The organism is Arthrobacter sp. Y3225116, assembly GCF_059091245.1.
Genome location: NZ_JBNHGL010000631.1, coordinates 1 through 262 on the forward strand (window position 1 = coordinate 1; position 262 = coordinate 262).

Annotated in this window: 1 pseudogene; it reads left to right on the plus strand. The window is 75.6% G+C overall.

What is annotated here, in order from left to right:
- Nucleotides 1-262 (plus strand): annotated as a pseudogene (locus tag AC5RV2_RS19295) (hypothetical protein); the annotation flags it as partial.

Consider the following 262-nt stretch of genomic DNA (forward strand, 5'->3'; position numbering starts at 1 on the left):
GGCAGAATCCGGTCAGGCGGGGGCCCGGATTGCGAACGCCCCCAAGCACGACGGCGGAGACCGCGCCGGCGGGGCCGGATCCTCCGTAATCGCGGGGGAGAAGGCCAAAACCGCTGCCGGGGCGCCCGACGCGAAGGACGGAGAGCCTGCCGCAGACGAGGCTCCCGCAGCCGAGGACGGCGCCAAGCCCGCGGATGCGGCCAAGCCCGCAGCCAGCCCCGCCGATGCTTCCAAGCCCGCCGCCGCCGAGCCCGCGGATGCT